The organism is Ectopseudomonas khazarica (genome assembly GCF_017915135.1).
In the GTDB taxonomy this organism is placed as follows: Bacteria; Pseudomonadota; Gammaproteobacteria; order Pseudomonadales; family Pseudomonadaceae; genus Aquipseudomonas; species Aquipseudomonas khazarica.
In genome coordinates this window covers 1,981,790-1,996,575 of record NZ_CP068551.1, presented here as the reverse complement: position 1 = coordinate 1,996,575, position 14,786 = coordinate 1,981,790, and the positions used below count along the sequence as shown (strand labels likewise).

Sequence of the window (14,786 nt, the reverse complement as noted above, 5' to 3'; positions counted from 1 at the left end):
ATGGCTGGTCGGGCATGCGGAAGACAGAAAACACGAACGCCCCGGTGCAACCGGAGCGCTGGCCGGACAACGCCCTCCGCGATGCCGTGAAACTGCGACAGGCCGGTCTCCGGGCTCGTGAGCGAACCAAAGGTTCAACGCCGCGCCTTCCCGTGCACTGCACAGTGGCCTATGGCGGCGTACGACTCACCTACCGTTGCGGGGGCAGCGCCGGCATTGGAACCGGCTTCCCTGTTTCACCCTCTCGACCGCCGCTGGCGGCGATTCAGGGCACCTGAAGCAAGGCGCGCAGAGTAGAGGCTGGCCACCCTGCGCGTCAACGCCGAAGCTGCTCAGTGCCTGGGCGTGAAGCCTGCCGGCTTGCGCGCCAACCACTCGACGAAGGTGCGCAAGCGCTCGTCGCCCAGCAACGCTTCCCGAGTGTTATAGGTCAGTGCCAGCTCCTTTTCGCTGAACAGGCGGTGAATCTGGTTATGGCAGGCGCGACAGACCCACAGCGTGGCGCTGATGCGCTCATGCCGGGGATAGCGTTTCTGTACGTAGGCCTTGTCATGCAGCGCCCGGGGAATCAGATGATGGCGCGTCAAGGCCACAGGGCGAGCGCAAAGCTCGCACGCTTCAGGCTGCGGCGGCAGACGAATGGGATCGGCCATCGGCAGGGGTCAGGGGTTGTGCGCCAGCTCCGGCGTGATGACCCGCTTGGCATCGAGATAGACACGCTGCCAGTAGACGTTGTCGAGGCTGTCCAGGCGCACGGTGCCGCCGCTGGACGGCGCATGCACGAAGCGACCCTCGCCGACATAGATGCCGGCGTGACTGACGCTGCGCCCGCCGCTGGTGGCGAAGAACACCAGGTCGCCACTTTGCAGGGCATCACGACGGACATCCGGGGTGCGCATGGCACTGAGCTCACGCGTCGAGCGAGGCAGGCTGATACCGGCGGCGTCGCGGTAGACATAGCCGATCAGGCCACTGCAATCGAAGCCGCCCTCGGGTGTGTTGCCGCCATAACGGTAAGGCGTACCGACCAGGCCGAGCGCACGAAACAGGACATCCTCGGTTCCGCCCTGATAGGCCGAGGAAGCGCTTGGCGGTATGTAGACGGGCTGGGGAGCGGGAGCGTGGCTGCTGCAGGCACTCAGCAGCAGCGCGAGGGAAACGAGGGCAACACGGGTCGTGACGGGCATGAGCGAGGCGATCCTGAGCCTGGACAGGCTCTACTCTGCCGCCTCGGGCGTGGTGGCGCAACCCTGCGGTTACGCCGTCCCCTCAGGGATGGGCCTTGGCCGAGGCCTGTTCGTCTTCTGTCGAAGCCAGCGCCAGCACGCGCTTGGCCTCCATGTAGCTGCGCTTCCAGTAGCTGTCGTCCAGGCTGTCGATGCGCACGCCACCGCTGCGGCTGCTGCTGGAGTGGATGAACTGGTCATCGCCCAGGTAGATGCCGGCATGGCTGACGCGACCACGACCCCGGTTGTTGAACAGGATCAGGTCACCCGGCTCCAGGTCGGCACGCGCCACCTTGGGCGCATCCAGCTTGATCAGCTCGCGGGTGGAGCGCGGCAGCTCCAGACCCACTTCCTCGCGGAACAGGTAGCCGACGAAGCCGCTGCAATCGAAACCGGACTGCACCGAGGTGCCGCCGTAGCGATAGCGGGTGCCGATCAGCGAACGCCCGAGATCGAGCAGGCTGTCGGCCAACTGCGGCATTTCATAGGGTTTGTCGTCGACCAGTGCGGCGACGTCATCCTCTGCCGGCTCGCTCTGCTGAGCCTGTACAGGGGCGGCGGGCCGGGCCGAGGTTTCGCCGCTCTGCGGCTGCGGCGCATGGCCCGCGCAGGCGGCGAGAAACAGGGTGAGTGCAACAGGCACGAGGGGTGCGAAGCGCTTCAGCATGGGCACGACCGTGTCGAGGGAATTCATATTAAGTGCGCGACTATGCCCTCTATATGACCCATTTGCAAATTCTATCGTTGCAATTGTGACTCCGTAGTCTCGCCACACCATCTAACGCGCCCAGCCAGGCAATGGCCGGGCGCGTGTCGCTCAGCCCAGAATCTCGCTCAGCGGGATGAAACGCAGCATGTCCCCTTCGGCGAGGGTGCTGCCCTCCATGACTTCCGCCAGGCCCTCGGCCCAGGCCGCACTGCGCAGCACGCCGGAACTCTGATTGGCGTAAGGCACCACCCGGCCGTGCTCCAACCGCGCCCGCAGGTACTCGCGGCGCATGCCCGGCTTGCTCCAGGTGAAGCCCGCCGGCAGCGGGAAGCCCAGCGGCTCGACCCGCTGAACGCCAAGGCGGCGCAGCATGTAGGGGCGTGCGAGCAGGCCGAAGGTGACCAGCGTCGAGGCCGGATTGCCCGGCAGACCAATTACCGGCACGCCCTGGTAATGACCGAAGGTCAGCGGCTTGCCCGGCTTGATCGCCAGCTTCCACAGCGCCAGCTCGCCCGCCTCGCGCAGGGCCAGGCCGAGGAAGTCAGCCTCCCCGACGGAAACGCCACCGGTGGACAGGATCAGGTCGACCTCGCCCAGGGCAGCCAGCGCCGCGCGGGTACGCGGCAGGTCGTCCGGCAGAATCCCGGCGTCGGTCACCGCACAGCCCAGGCGCTGCAACCAGGCGATCAACAGGCGTCGGTTGCTGTTGTAGATCTGCCCCGGCCCCAGTGCCTGGCCTGGCTCCACCAGTTCATCGCCGGTGGAGAGCACCGCCACGCGCAGACGCCGGCGCACCGGCAGTTGCGCCACGCCAAGCGATGCCGCCAGCCCCAGTTCGACGGGCCCCAGGCGGGTGCCTGGCGGCAGCACGCACTCGCCCCTGCGCGTCTCCTGACCTTGCGCACGCACGTTCTGGCCGACCCTCAGCGTTTCGCGGAACACGGCCCGCCCGGCATCGTCCAGGTCGACGTTCTCCTGCATTTCCACCGTGTCGGCGCCCTGCGGCAGCGGCGCACCGGTGAAGATCCGCGCACAGCTGCCCGGCTGCAGCGGCGCGGGCGCCGACCCGGCCTGAATGCGTTGACTCACGGGCAGCGCCTGGCCGTTCCAGTCGGCCAGGCACAGGGCATAGCCGTCCATGGCGCTGTTGGCCCAGGGTGGCAGATCCAGCGCCGCGATCAGCGGCTCGGCCAGCACGCGGCCATCCGCCTCGGCCAGCGCGACCGACTCGATCTGTTCCACCGGCGCCGCGTCGGCCAGCGCCAGAAGGCGCTCCAGTGCCGCCTCCATGGGCAGCAGGCCGGGCTTGTCGCCAGCACTCATCCGCGAGTCTCGCAGGCGCCGACCTCTTTCAGGTGCGGCACGAAGTTGCACGGACGATGACGCGCATCCAGCTGCTCGGCGAGGATGCCGTCCCATGCGGTACGACAGGCGTTGGTCGAACCCGGCAGGCAACAGACCAGCGTACCGTTGGCCAGGCCGGCCAGCGCGCGCGACTGGATGGTGGAGGTGCCGATATCGGCCACGGATATCTGCCGGAACAGCTCGCCAAAACCATCGACCTGCTTGTCCAGCAGACAGGCGACGGCCTCGGGAGTACTGTCACGCCCAGTGAAACCGGTGCCGCCGGTGATCACCACGACCTGCACCTGATCCTCGGCGATCCAGGTCGCGACCTGGGCGCGAATGCGGTACAGATCGTCCTTGAGCAGGACGCGCGCCGCCAACTGGTGCCCGGCAGCGCTCAGGCGATCGACCAGCAATTGCCCGGAGGTATCGGTATCCAGAGTGCGCGTGTCGCTGACGGTCAGTACGGCAATGTTCAGCGGCACGAAAACCGCGTCGGCCTTGTGGTTCATGGCAGGCATCCAATTGGTAGACAATGGGCGACGTTATATCACACCGCCCGCCCCGGAGACCGCCGCATGCCTACGCCCAATGCCCTTGCCAACTGTTCGGTGCTGTTGCTCTCCGGTGGTCGCGGGCAACGCATGGGCGGGCAGGACAAAGGCCTGCTGCACTGGCACGGCCGCCCGCTGATCGCCTGGCTGCATGACCTGGCCAGGCCGCTCAGCGACGACCTGATCATTTCCTGCAACCGCAACAACGAGCGCTATGCCCCCTATGCCGACCAGCTGGTGGCCGATCAGGAGCAGGATTTCCAGGGCCCCCTGGCGGGCATCCGCGCCGGCATGGCCGCCGCTCGCCATCCACAGATGCTGGTACTGCCCTGCGACGCCCCCCTCGTCGACGCAGCGCTGCTCGACGCCCTGCTCGCGCAGGCGGGCAGCCGGCCGGTGGTCGTCCGCCAGGGCGCGTACTGGCAACCGCTGTTCTGCCTGCTCCCCACTCACCTGCGGGACGACCTCGAGCGCGCCTGGCAGTCGGGTGAGCGCAGCCCCCAGCGCTGGTTCGGCAGGCTCGACCCCATTGCCGTCGACTGCCCGCTGGACGACCCACGCCTGGCCAACCTCAACACGCCGGAAATTCTTGCCGCCACCGCACGCTGACGCTGAAACCGACGCCCTCAGCGGAACTCATGCGGCCGTTTCACGTCAGAGCGAAGGTATGGCACCCCATTCGTACCCAAGGAGACAGACCATGACCAAACGGACCCTTCCCGCCCTGCTGCTGGTGATCGGTTTCGCGGCCCTCGCCGGTTGCGCCTCGCCGTCGGTGATCACCCTCAACGATGGCCGTGAGATCCAGACCGTGGACAAGCCGACATATGACGAAGAGTCGGGCTTCTACGAGTTCGAACAGCTCGATGGCAAGCGCGCCACGATCAACAAGGATCAGGTTCAGACGGTCAAGGAACTCTGAGGCGAGGCGCTACCGACACGCACCTGGCGCCAAGCCTGAACGGATGATGGCCATGCAGGCCGGAAGTTTTTTCAGGCTAACCCCTTGTGCAGTAAAAGTTTTTCGGTAGAATACGCCTCATTCGGAGTGTAGCGCAGCTTGGTAGCGCGTCTCGTTCGGGACGAGAAGGTCGCAGGTTCGAATCCTGTCTCTCCGACCAAATCAAAAACCCGCCTGTCAAGGCGGGTTTTTTTATGCCTGGCATTCCTGCCAGCCGCAGATCGGCACGGCGGCCAGCGGGCCTTCAGCGCAGAAAGGCCACCACTTCCTCGGCATCGAACGGCCAGTTCAGCTCAGCGCCGGTATCGCAGCGGCGCAGCACCGGAATGCGCAGGCCGTACGACTCGACCAGCCCTTCATGCTCGGCGATATCGATCAGCTCGACCAGCAGGCCGTTCTCGACGAACGGCATGAGCAGCGCCTCGGCCACCTCGCACAGATGGCAACCCAGGGTTCCGAAAAGTTGGCATTCAGGCTTCATGAGCGCACCTCACTGTCAGCAAGGTGCGCAGTCTAGCACCGCGCGGCATCAGCTCGCGTCGTCGCCACGCTCGCCAGCCTCGCCGGCGAGCAGCGACTGCAGGCCGTCGAGCAGGTTGCGGTTGAGACTGTCGGCCTTCTCCAGGCGCGGCAGGTCGAAGCGCTCGTCGAGCGAGAAGCCACCCTTGAGCAGATCCTTGAGCATGCCACCGGCATCCTGAGCCAGGTCGCCAGCGCTGCGCAGTGCATCGAGCAGGCCCTGGGCGTAGTCCTGCAAGCCGCTGTTGACCGCACTGGCGCCCTGCCCGCCCACGGCGCCGTAGGCATCGGTGGCCTGGCGCACGCTGGTCTGGGTCAGGCGCAACGACATCGATGCCAGCTGCTCGCCGTCCATGTCCAGCGCCATGGCGCGGTCGAAGGCTCCAGACAGATCACCGGCATAGAACTTGTCGGAGAGGTCCTGCACCTGGCTGAACAGCTTTTCCAGGGCCTTGATCTCGTCATCGTCCAGCTCACCTTCCACACTGACCTGCCAGCCGCCGATCTGCAGGCTGCCGGACTGACTGCTGGCCACCAGGCTGCTGGAACTGCCGTCGCTCGCCGCGGCGAAGCTGCTTTGCGACCAGCTGGCCGACGCCTGCGCCACGGAGACGCGCAGGCGATCGCCATCGCGCGTGGTGATGGCCAGGTCGAAGGTTTCCGCCTGCGCGCTGAAACGCTCGCTGTAACCAGCGACCGCAACGCTGTCCGCGGTGCCCGGGGTTGCCGCGCCAAAGCGCTTGTCGAGATCGCCCAGGCCATCCTGGATACGCGAGTAGGTGTCATCGATGTCACTGGCCACCTGGCCACCCAGCACACCCATGCCATCGAGAATCTTGCGCGCATCGGCGAAGCCCTTCTCGATACCTTCGCGCGCCTGCGCCAGCAGTTGCTCCAGCCGGGCCGGATCAGCCCCGGCCGCGGCCTCGCTCTGCAGGCGCTGCTCGACGAAGCCAAGCACGCGCCCCGCTACCTTCTCCGGCGTGTAGTCGTCACGCTTACCATTGAGCGCACCGGGCTGCAGCCCCAGCTTGTCGGCAAGACGGTTGGCCAGCGTCGCCTGTGCATCGGCGGCGTTGTTGCGCGCAGCGGCCGACTGGCTGGCATGCGCGGTGCGTGAAGCGGCGGAGTTGAAGGAGCTCAGAGGATTCATGGCCGGGTACCCAGGCAGGTGATCTGCCGAACTTAACGGCCGCGCAGCAGCAAGCTTTAGGGCTGATCGACCAACGGTTGGCGGTTTTTTCTCGCTGCCCGTGCACTCAGCGGCGCTTTCCCGATCGGCGGTCGAAGCGCGAAAGGCGCCCGTCACCACGCGCTAGAGCCTCGCAGCCCTGAAAGCCCCGGCAGGCCCCAGGCCCCGCCAGACTAAAGTCTTACAGTCGCCGAATACCCGAAGTGCTTTATTTCATGGCGCCGTAACGGGTCGGTCACAGAGTGGCCGCCCGCTAATAACAACAACGAGGAGACAACAATAATGAGCAAAACTCCCCTCGCCCGCGCCGTGGCCCTCGCCACGCTGGGCGCCAGCCTCACACTTCCCGGCCTGGCACAGGCCGACTTCATCGGTGACAGCAAGGCCACACTCGAACTGCGCAACTTCTACATGAACCGCGACCTGCGCGACACCACCGCCGCGCAGCAGTCCAAGCGCGAAGAATGGGCGCAAGGCTTCATTCTCAAGGCCGAATCAGGCTTTACCGAAGGCACCGTGGGTTTCGGTCTGGACGCTTATGCCGGCCTGGGTCTGAAGCTCGACTCCTCGGACGAACGTGCCGGCACCAACCTGCTGCCCAACGGTTTCGGCGATGAAGGCCCGGACGAATATTCCGAGGCGACCGGCGCGGTCAAGGTGCGCATCTCCAAGACCATCGGCAAGGTCGGCGGCCTGATGCCCAAGCTGCCGATCGTCTCCTCCGGTGATTCGCGCCTGCTGCCACAGGTGTTCACCGGCGGCATGATCACCTCGCAGGAACTCGCCGGGCTGACCCTCAACGGCGGCCAGCTGCGTGAAGTGAACTTCCGCAACTCCACCGACAGCCAGGACATCACCGCGAGCAACGTCGGCGGCAAGAGCGACCGCTACAACTTCGCCGGCGGCGACTACAAGTTCAACGGCGGCAATACCACCGTCGGCCTGTGGTACGGCGAGCTGGAAGACATCTACGACCAGAAGCTCTACAACCTGATCCACGTGCAGCCCATCGGCGACTGGAAGCTGGGCGCCAACCTGGCCTACTTCGACTCCCAGGACAACGGCCGCAAGCTCGGCGGCGACGTGGACAACGACCTGACCTCGGTCAACCTCTGGGCCGGCATCGGTGCGCACACCTTCCGCCTGGGCTACCAGAAGGTCGGCGGCGACAACGCCTTCCCCTTCCTCTCCGAAACCGATCCGTACATCGTCAACTACCTGCAGATCCTCGACTTCACCCGCAAGGACGAGAAATCCTGGCAGGCCCGCTATGACATCAACTTCGCCAGCTATGGCGTCCCGGGGCTGAGCGCTTTCGTCCGCTACGTGACCGGCGACGGCTTCGATGGCGTGGGTGGCGCGAGCGGCAAGGAATGGGAACGCGACGTGGACATCAGCTACATCATCCAGGAAGGTCCGCTGAAGAACCTGGGCGTGCGCTGGCGTAACGCGATGGTGCGCTCCAACGCGAGCATCGGCGACCTCGACGAGAACCGCCTGATCGTCAGCTACACCATTCCCCTGCTGTAACCGCCCCGGCACCGACGGAGCGCCGCGACCTGCTGCAGGTCGCGGCGTTTTTCATGGCGAAGAAGGTGGCAGAGCGTGCTGCCCGGGCGGTTCCCGGCTAGGCTCAGCGCAGAGCACGAGGAGTGACGCGATGGACGACTACCAACCGCTGGCCTGCGACCTCTACGACTACCTGGAAATCGCCTGCCTGCATGGCTATCAGCTGGACGTGGAGCTGGTCGACGGCACGCGCCTGCAAGGCCGCGCTCTGACCACGGAAACCGCGGCGAGCAAGGAAGAGATCCTGCTCCTGCGCACGGCCGACGGCGAACAGCGCCTGCGCATGGATCGCCTGCTGGCGATCACACCGCAGGACGCAGGCGCCAGCTTCGGCCGCGTGCTGCTGGGCGGCAAGCGCTGCTGAGCGCTACGCGCCGAAGCGTCACCACATCAGATCGTCAGGAATCTGGTAGGCCGCGTAGGGATCGTCGGCATCCGGCTCTTCGACATGGGTATTGAGCAGGACGATGCGCGAGGCATCGCGCTCCTGGATCTTCAGCGCCGCCTCGCGCGGGATGACTTCATAACCGCCGCCGTGGCGCACGATGGCCAGCCAGCCGTTGGACAGCTTGTTGCGCACCATGTTGTTGACCGGCAGGCGCTTGACCTTCTTGTCGTCGACGAAGTTGTAGTAGTCCTCGCCATCGAGCTTGGGCAGGCGCGAGCGCTCGATCAGTTGCTTGACCTGCGCCACGCGGGCCTTCTGCTCGGCCTTCTCCTGCTGCTGACGATTCAGCTCCTGGTCGCGTGCCGCCTTCTCCGCCTGCGCCTGCAGGGCCGCCTGGCGGGTGCTGTCATCCAGCTCAGCCTGCCCCTTGTGCGCCAGACGTTTCTGCTTCTGCTGCTGCTTGCCAACCTGCTTGGCCTGTTTTTCATTGACCAGCCCGGCTTTGAGCAGCTGGTCGCGCAGGGAAAGACCCATGACTAAAGATCCCGAACATGATGTTGTTGCAGCGGCGCGCGGCACCGCCATTTCGAAGCGCCCAGCATAATGGCTAACCGGCCCTGGCTCCAGCCGCACGGGCCGGATGCATGCCGGGATACCCGATCAGCAACCGGGCGCCAGCTTCTCCAGCTTCTTCGCTTCGCCCCAGAGCGCGTCCAGCTCCTCCAGCGAGCAGCCATCCAGACACCGTCCGGCTTCGCGCACGCTCTGCTCGATGAAGCGGAAGCGCCGCTCGAACTTGCCATTGGCGGCGCGCAGCGCAGCCTCGGGATCGACCTTGAGGTGACGCGCCAGGTTGGTGACGACGAAAAGCAGATCGCCGATTTCCTCGGCCACCGCCTCGGCATCGTTCTCGCTCATGGCCTCCAGCACTTCGTCCAGCTCCTCGCGCACCTTGTCCACCACCGGCAGGGCCTCGGGCCAGTCGAAGCCGACCTGCGCCGCACGCTTCTGCAGCTTGGCCGCGCGGCTCAGCGCCGGCAACGCGGTCGGCACGTCATCGAGCAGGGACAGCTGCTCGGGCACGGCGGCCTTCTCGGCGCGCTCCTCGGCCTTGAGCTCCTCCCAGCGCTGCTTGACCGCCGCCTCCTGCAGCCTGGCTGCATCCGGCGCGCCATACAGGTCGCCGTCGGGAAACACGTGCGGGTGCCGGCGGATCAGCTTGGCGGTGATGCCATCGACCACCCTGGCGAAGTCGAAACGCCCCTCCTCCTGCGCCAGCTGGCTGTAGTAGACCACCTGGAACAACAGGTCGCCGAGTTCACCCGGCAGATGCGCGAAGTCGCCGCGCTCGATGGCATCGGCGACTTCGTAGGCCTCTTCCAGGGTGTAGGGCACGATGCTCGCGTAGCTCTGCTTGAGGTCCCAGGGGCAGCCGTGTTGTGGGTCACGCAGGCGCGCCATGAGGTGCAGCAGGTCGTCGAGTTGGTACATGGAAACTCCTGGGCGGCAAGCTGAAAGCTTCAAGCCACAAGAGAAAGCGGCGGACCACCTTTCACTTGCGGCTTGTTGCTCGAGGCCTGCCGCTCAATTGGCGCGGTGACGGCGCGCCTCGATGATGTTGGGCAACTGGCCGATACGCGCCAGCAGGCGGCCGAGCGCATCCAGGCCGGGGATCTCCACGGTGATCGACATGGAGGCGGTGTTGTCCTCCTTGTTCGAACGGGTGTTGACCGCCAGCACGTTGAGCTTCTCGTTGAGCAGCACCTGGGTCACGTCCCGCAGCAGACCGGAGCGGTCGTAGGCCTTGATGACGATCTCCACCGGGTAGGTCTGCACCGGCACCGGGCCCCAGCTCACCTGGATCATCCGTTCCGGCTCGCGCCCGGCCTGTTGCAGCGCCGTCGGGCAGTCCTGGCGGTGAATGGTGACGCCGCGCCCCAGGGTGATGTAGCCGACGATGGGATCGCCCGGCAGTGGCTGGCAGCAACCGGCCATCTGCGTCAGCAGGTTGCCGACCCCCTGGATCTGGATGTCGCCACGCTTGCCCGGCTTGAAGCCCTGGGCCTTGCGCGGGATCAGCTCGAGCTGCTCGCTGCTGCGCTCCGGCTCGACCAGCTGCTGGGCCAGGTTGACCGCATGGGCCAGGCGCACATCGCCTGCGCCCATGGCCGCGAACAGGTCCTCGGCGGTCTTCAGGTTGGCCTTTTCCGCCAGCTTGTCGAAGTCCACGCCGAGCAGCGCCAGGCGTGCCAGCTCGCGTTCGAGCAGTTGCTTGCCGGCGGCAACGTTCTGGTCGCGGTCCTGCAGCTTGAACCAGTGCACGATCTTCGCCCGCGCCCGGCTGGTAGTAACGTAGCCCAGGTTGGGGTTGAGCCAGTCGCGGCTCGGCGAGCCCTGCTTGCTGGTGATGATCTCCACCTGCTCGCCGGTCTGCAGGCTGTAGGTCAGCGGCACGATGCGCCCGTTGATCTTGGCTCCACGGCAGTTGTGGCCGATCTCGGTGTGCACGCGGTAGGCGAAATCCAGTGGCGTGGCGCCCTTGGGCAGGTCGATGGCATGGCCGTCGGGCGTGAACACGTAGACCCGATCCGGCTCGATGTCGACGCGCAGCTGCTCGGCCAGGCCGCCGATGTCGCCCAGTTCCTCGTGCCACTCGATGACCTGACGCAGCCAGGAAATCTTCTCTTCGTAGTGGTTGGAGCCGGATTTGACGTCGGTGCCCTTGTAGCGCCAGTGCGCGCAGACGCCCAGCTCGGCTTCCTCGTGCATGGCGTGGGTGCGGATCTGCACCTCCAGCACCTTGCCTTCCGGGCCGAGCACGGCGGTGTGCAGCGAGCGGTAGCCGTTCTCCTTGGGGTTGGCGATGTAGTCGTCGAACTCCTTGGGAATGTGCCGCCACAGGGTGTGCACGATACCCAGCGTGGTGTAGCAGTCACGCACCTCCGGCACCAGCACGCGCACCGCACGTACGTCGTAGATCTGGCTGAACTGCAGGCCCTTGCGCTGCATCTTGCGCCAGATCGAATAGATATGTTTCGCCCGGCCACTGATGTCGGCCTTGATGCCGGTGGCTTCCAGCTCCTGACGCAGGTGATCCATGGCGTCGTTGATGTACTGCTCGCGATCCAGACGACGCTCGTGCAGCAGCTTGGCGATCTGCTTGTACTGCTCGGGCTCCAGGTAACGGAAGGACAGGTCCTCCAGCTCCCACTTGATATGGCCGATGCCGAGGCGATGGGCCAGCGGCGCATAGATGTCGAACACCTCGCGCGCCACCCGCTGGCGCTTCTCTTCGTCGGCTTCCTTGACCGCGCGAATCGCGCAGGTGCGCTCGGCCAGCTTGATCAGTGCCACGCGCACGTCGTCGACCATGGCTACGAGCATCTTGCGCAGGTTCTCCACCTGCGTCTGCGAGCCGACCACCACCGATTCGCGCGGGTTGATACTGGCGCTGATCGCCGCCATGCGCAGCACGCCTTCGATCAGCTTGGCCACCACCGGGCCGAAGCGCTGGTGCACTGCGGCCAGGGTGATCTTGCCCTCGCGTACGCCGCGATAGATGATCGCGGCGACCAGGGAATCCTGATCGAGCTTGAGATCGGCGAGGATTTCCGCGATGTCGAGGCCGGCACGGAAGGTCGAGCCGCCTTCGCTCCAGTGATGCGGGGTGGTGTTGGCCTGCTGCTCCAGATCGCGGGCGAACTCGCAGGCCTCGTGCAGTGCCTGACGATCCAGCGCCGGGTCGACGCTGGCGACATGATCCAACCAGGCCTCGAGATTGATGCTGCCGTCATCGTTGACTGGCTGATGCGCTCTCACCTGAACCATCGTCTTACCTTCCCTACGGTGCGCATACGCCGCACCGAGCAGTCGCCGGCCTTCTCTGAGCCGGTCGGATTAACTGAAAGAACGTGCATCCTGCACATCCCTGCGACACCGAACGTGCCGCCTTGTCCCGAACCTAAGGCTCGGCTATCTCGAATAACGCCATCGCCTCGACATGCGCGGTCTGCGCGAACATGTCGAGAATCCCGGCACGTCGCAGGCGGTATCCCTGCCGGACCAGTTCGGCGGCATCGCGCGCCAGGGTGGTCGGGTTGCAGGATACATAGACCAGGCGCCGGGCGCCCAGCTCGCGCATGCCGCGCACGACCTGCAGCGCACCGTCGCGCGGCGGGTCGAGCAGCACCGCGGAGAAACCGCCGCGCGCCCAGGCCTCGTCGGCCAGCGGCTTGGACAGGTCGGCACGGAAAAAGTGCGCATTGCCCAGGCCATTGCTCGCGGCGTTGGCGGCGGCTCGCGCCACCATCGCCTCGACCCCTTCCACGGCCACCACCTCGGCAGCCTGACGCGCCAGCGGCAGAGCGAAATTGCCCAGCCCGCAGAACAGATCCAGCACGCGTTCATCCGCCTGCACTGCCAACCAGTCTAGCGCCTGCGCGACCATCGCCTCGTTGACCGGACCGTTGACCTGCACGAAATCCCCGGGGCGATAGGCCAGTCGCAGCTGCCAGCGCGGCAGTTCGAAGCCCAGTTCGGCGGCCGCGTCGTCCGCCTGTGGCTGCCCGTCACCCTGCAACCAGAGCTGCGCGGCATGCTCGTGACAGAAGCGGCGCAGACGGGCCAGATCGGCATCGGTCAGCGCTGCGGTATGCCGCAGCAGGACGGCTTCGGCGGTGCCACTGAACAGCTCGACGTGACCGACTGCCTGGGGTTTCTCCAGGCTGTGCAGCAGCCCCGGCAATGCCTGGAAAATGGGTTGCAAGGGCTGTACCAGTACCGGACAGTCGTCGATGGCGACGATCTCCTGGCTGGCCTCGGCACGGAACCCGACCTGCAGCTGACGCGCCTTGGCATCCCAGCGCACGGCAACGCGTGCCCGGCGCCGGTAGCCCAGCTCGGGACCGACCAGCGGCGCCGCCCACTCCTCCGGCTGCACGCCACCCAGGCGCGACAGCTGCTCGGCCAGCGTGCGCTGTTTCAGGGCAAGCTGCTCGGCATGAGGCAGGTGCTGCAGGTTGCAGCCGCCGCAGCGCTCGGCATGCGCACAGGGCGCGACGCGTCGTTCGCTGCTGGCGGCGATGATGCGTTCGGCACGTGCCTCGACGGTCTGGCTGCGCGCGCTCAGCACCCGCGCCTCGACCTCTTCGCCAGCCAGGGCACCGCTGACGAACCAGGTGCGCCCGGCCTCGAAGGCGATGCCGCGACCGTCACCCGCCAGCCGCTCGATGGTGAGTTTCTGCTTCTTGCCGACCGGTACCTGCGTCGCCCGACTGCCGCCGCTGGGCTGGAAGCGCAGGTTGGAGCTGCGTCTGGCCATCAGTTCGTCGGTTCTTCGTAAACGCCAGTGGACAGGTAGCGGTCGCCGCGGTCGCAGATGATCGCCACCAGCACAGCGTTCTCCACCTGCTGCGACAGGCGGAGCATGCCGGCCACCGAACCGCCGGAGGAAACGCCGCAGAAGATGCCTTCTTCACGCGCCAGACGCCGCATCACGTGCTCGGCCTCGGCCTGGCCCATGTCCATCACCTGATCGACACGCTCGGCCTGGTAGATCTTCGGCAGGTATTCCTGCGGCCAGCGACGGATGCCGGGAATGGCCGAGCCTTCCTGCGGTTGCAGGCCGACGATCTGGATCGCCGGGTTCTGCTCCTTGAGGTAGCGCGAGGTCCCCATGATGGTGCCGGTGGTGCCCATCGAGCTGATGAAGTGGGTGATGGTTCCGCCGGTCTGGCGCCAAATTTCCGGGCCGGTGCCGCTGTAGTGCGCCTCGGGGTTGTCGCCGTTGGCGAACTGGTCGAGCACCTTGCCACGGCCTTCGGCCTGCAGTTTCTCCGCCAGGTCACGCGCGCCCTCCATGCCCTCCTCCTTGCTGACCAGAATCAGCTCGGCGCCGTAGGCGGTCATCGCCCACTTGCGCTCGGCGGTGGAGTTGTCGGGCATGATCAGGATCATCTTGTAACCCTTGATCGCCGCCGCCATCGCCAGGGCGATGCCGGTGTTGCCGCTGGTGGCTTCGATCAGGGTGTCGCCTGGCTGGATGTCGCCACGCAGCTCGGCACGGTTGATCATCGACAGCGCCGGGCGATCCTTGACCGACCCGGCCGGGTTGTTGCCTTCCAGCTTGACCAGCAGGGTGTTGCTGGTCTCACCAGCCAGGCGTTGCAGGCGCACCAGAGGCGTATTGCCGATGCAGTCGGCGATGGTGGGGAATTGCAGGCTCATGGGGTGTGCGAATCCAGACTGACGCAAAGGGGCGTCATGATACGCCGAACCCGTGGCTTCATCACGCCATGATCCATGTCATGGCGTGATGAAGCC

16 protein-coding genes, 1 tRNA gene and 1 riboswitch are annotated in these 14,786 nt (G+C 66.0%); of the genes, 5 read left to right on the top strand and 12 right to left on the bottom strand.

What is annotated here, in order from left to right; genetic code table 11:
* Positions 1-83: 83 nt before the first annotated feature.
* Positions 84-293, bottom strand: a riboswitch (cobalamin riboswitch).
* A 39-nt stretch (positions 294-332) separates the two neighbouring features.
* From JLK41_RS09470 to moaB, 5 genes are all read right to left on the bottom strand, one after another.
* Positions 333-653 (bottom strand): hypothetical protein, encoded by a 321-nt coding sequence (locus JLK41_RS09470; protein ID WP_037053569.1) that lies wholly within the window; start codon positions 651-653, stop codon positions 333-335.
* A 9-nt stretch (positions 654-662) separates the two neighbouring features.
* Positions 663-1,187 (bottom strand): C40 family peptidase, encoded by a 525-nt coding sequence (locus JLK41_RS09465; protein WP_150609100.1) that lies wholly within the window; start codon positions 1,185-1,187, stop codon positions 663-665.
* Between the two features lie 82 nt (positions 1,188-1,269).
* Complete coding sequence (locus JLK41_RS09460; protein WP_175253558.1) at positions 1,270-1,893, bottom strand: C40 family peptidase; 624 nt, start codon at positions 1,891-1,893, stop codon at positions 1,270-1,272.
* A gap of 150 nt (positions 1,894-2,043) precedes the next feature.
* The gene (locus JLK41_RS09455) at positions 2,044-3,258 is read right to left on the bottom strand and encodes a molybdopterin molybdotransferase MoeA (protein WP_210390884.1); all 1,215 of its coding nucleotides are present in this window, start codon (positions 3,256-3,258) and stop codon (positions 2,044-2,046) included.
* Complete coding sequence (gene moaB / locus JLK41_RS09450; protein WP_037053578.1) at positions 3,255-3,794, bottom strand: molybdenum cofactor biosynthesis protein B; 540 nt, start codon at positions 3,792-3,794, stop codon at positions 3,255-3,257. The genes JLK41_RS09455 and moaB overlap by 4 nt, the downstream gene beginning before the upstream one ends.
* 66 nt (positions 3,795-3,860) lie before the next feature.
* Between moaB and mobA the strand changes: the two genes are divergently transcribed.
* The 3 genes from mobA to JLK41_RS09435 all read left to right on the top strand — a co-directional run bounded on the left by mobA (position 3,861) and on the right by JLK41_RS09435 (position 4,957).
* Entirely contained in the window at positions 3,861-4,445 is a 585-nt protein-coding gene (mobA, locus tag JLK41_RS09445) for a molybdenum cofactor guanylyltransferase MobA (protein ID WP_210390882.1), read from the top strand.
* A 91-nt stretch (positions 4,446-4,536) separates the two neighbouring features.
* Positions 4,537-4,758: a YgdI/YgdR family lipoprotein gene (locus JLK41_RS09440; RefSeq protein WP_037053581.1), complete on the top strand. Its 222-nt coding sequence runs from the start codon at positions 4,537-4,539 to the stop codon at positions 4,756-4,758.
* A gap of 122 nt (positions 4,759-4,880) precedes the next feature.
* A tRNA-Pro gene (locus JLK41_RS09435) sits at positions 4,881-4,957 on the top strand.
* Positions 4,958-5,041: 84 nt separating this feature from the next.
* Here JLK41_RS09435 and JLK41_RS09430 read toward each other — a convergent pair.
* On the bottom strand, positions 5,042-5,278 hold the full coding sequence (locus JLK41_RS09430) for a glutaredoxin family protein (RefSeq protein ID WP_047592840.1): 237 nt from the start codon (positions 5,276-5,278) through the stop codon (positions 5,042-5,044).
* Between the two features lie 48 nt (positions 5,279-5,326).
* The gene (locus tag JLK41_RS09425) at positions 5,327-6,469 is read right to left on the bottom strand and encodes a DUF5610 domain-containing protein (protein WP_210390881.1); all 1,143 of its coding nucleotides are present in this window, start codon (positions 6,467-6,469) and stop codon (positions 5,327-5,329) included.
* A 321-nt stretch (positions 6,470-6,790) separates the two neighbouring features.
* Between JLK41_RS09425 and JLK41_RS09420 the strand changes: the two genes are divergently transcribed.
* Positions 6,791-8,038, top strand: a complete 1,248-nt coding sequence (locus JLK41_RS09420) for an OprD family porin (RefSeq protein ID WP_037053585.1) — start codon at positions 6,791-6,793, stop codon at positions 8,036-8,038.
* Between the two features lie 130 nt (positions 8,039-8,168).
* Complete coding sequence (locus tag JLK41_RS09415) at positions 8,169-8,441, top strand: Rho-binding antiterminator (protein WP_210390879.1); 273 nt, start codon at positions 8,169-8,171, stop codon at positions 8,439-8,441.
* Positions 8,442-8,459: 18 nt separating this feature from the next.
* Here the strand turns inward: JLK41_RS09415 and JLK41_RS09410 are convergent, their stop codons facing one another.
* The 5 genes from JLK41_RS09410 to cysM form a co-directional block, all read right to left on the bottom strand.
* The gene (locus tag JLK41_RS09410; RefSeq protein WP_037053587.1) at positions 8,460-8,999 is read right to left on the bottom strand and encodes a DUF2058 domain-containing protein; all 540 of its coding nucleotides are present in this window, start codon (positions 8,997-8,999) and stop codon (positions 8,460-8,462) included.
* Positions 9,000-9,125: 126 nt separating this feature from the next.
* Positions 9,126-9,956 (bottom strand): nucleoside triphosphate pyrophosphohydrolase, encoded by an 831-nt coding sequence (gene mazG / locus JLK41_RS09405; protein WP_210390877.1) that lies wholly within the window; start codon positions 9,954-9,956, stop codon positions 9,126-9,128.
* A gap of 93 nt (positions 9,957-10,049) precedes the next feature.
* Positions 10,050-12,293, bottom strand: coding sequence for a GTP diphosphokinase (gene relA, locus JLK41_RS09400; protein ID WP_210390875.1), 2,244 nt, complete (start codon positions 12,291-12,293; stop codon positions 10,050-10,052).
* Positions 12,294-12,426: 133 nt separating this feature from the next.
* Entirely contained in the window at positions 12,427-13,785 is a 1,359-nt protein-coding gene (rlmD, locus tag JLK41_RS09395) for a 23S rRNA (uracil(1939)-C(5))-methyltransferase RlmD (protein ID WP_210390873.1), read from the bottom strand.
* Positions 13,785-14,690: a cysteine synthase CysM gene (cysM, locus tag JLK41_RS09390; RefSeq protein ID WP_037053597.1), complete on the bottom strand. Its 906-nt coding sequence runs from the start codon at positions 14,688-14,690 to the stop codon at positions 13,785-13,787. Before cysM ends, rlmD begins: the two co-directional genes overlap by 1 nt.
* Positions 14,691-14,786 lie beyond the last annotated feature (96 nt).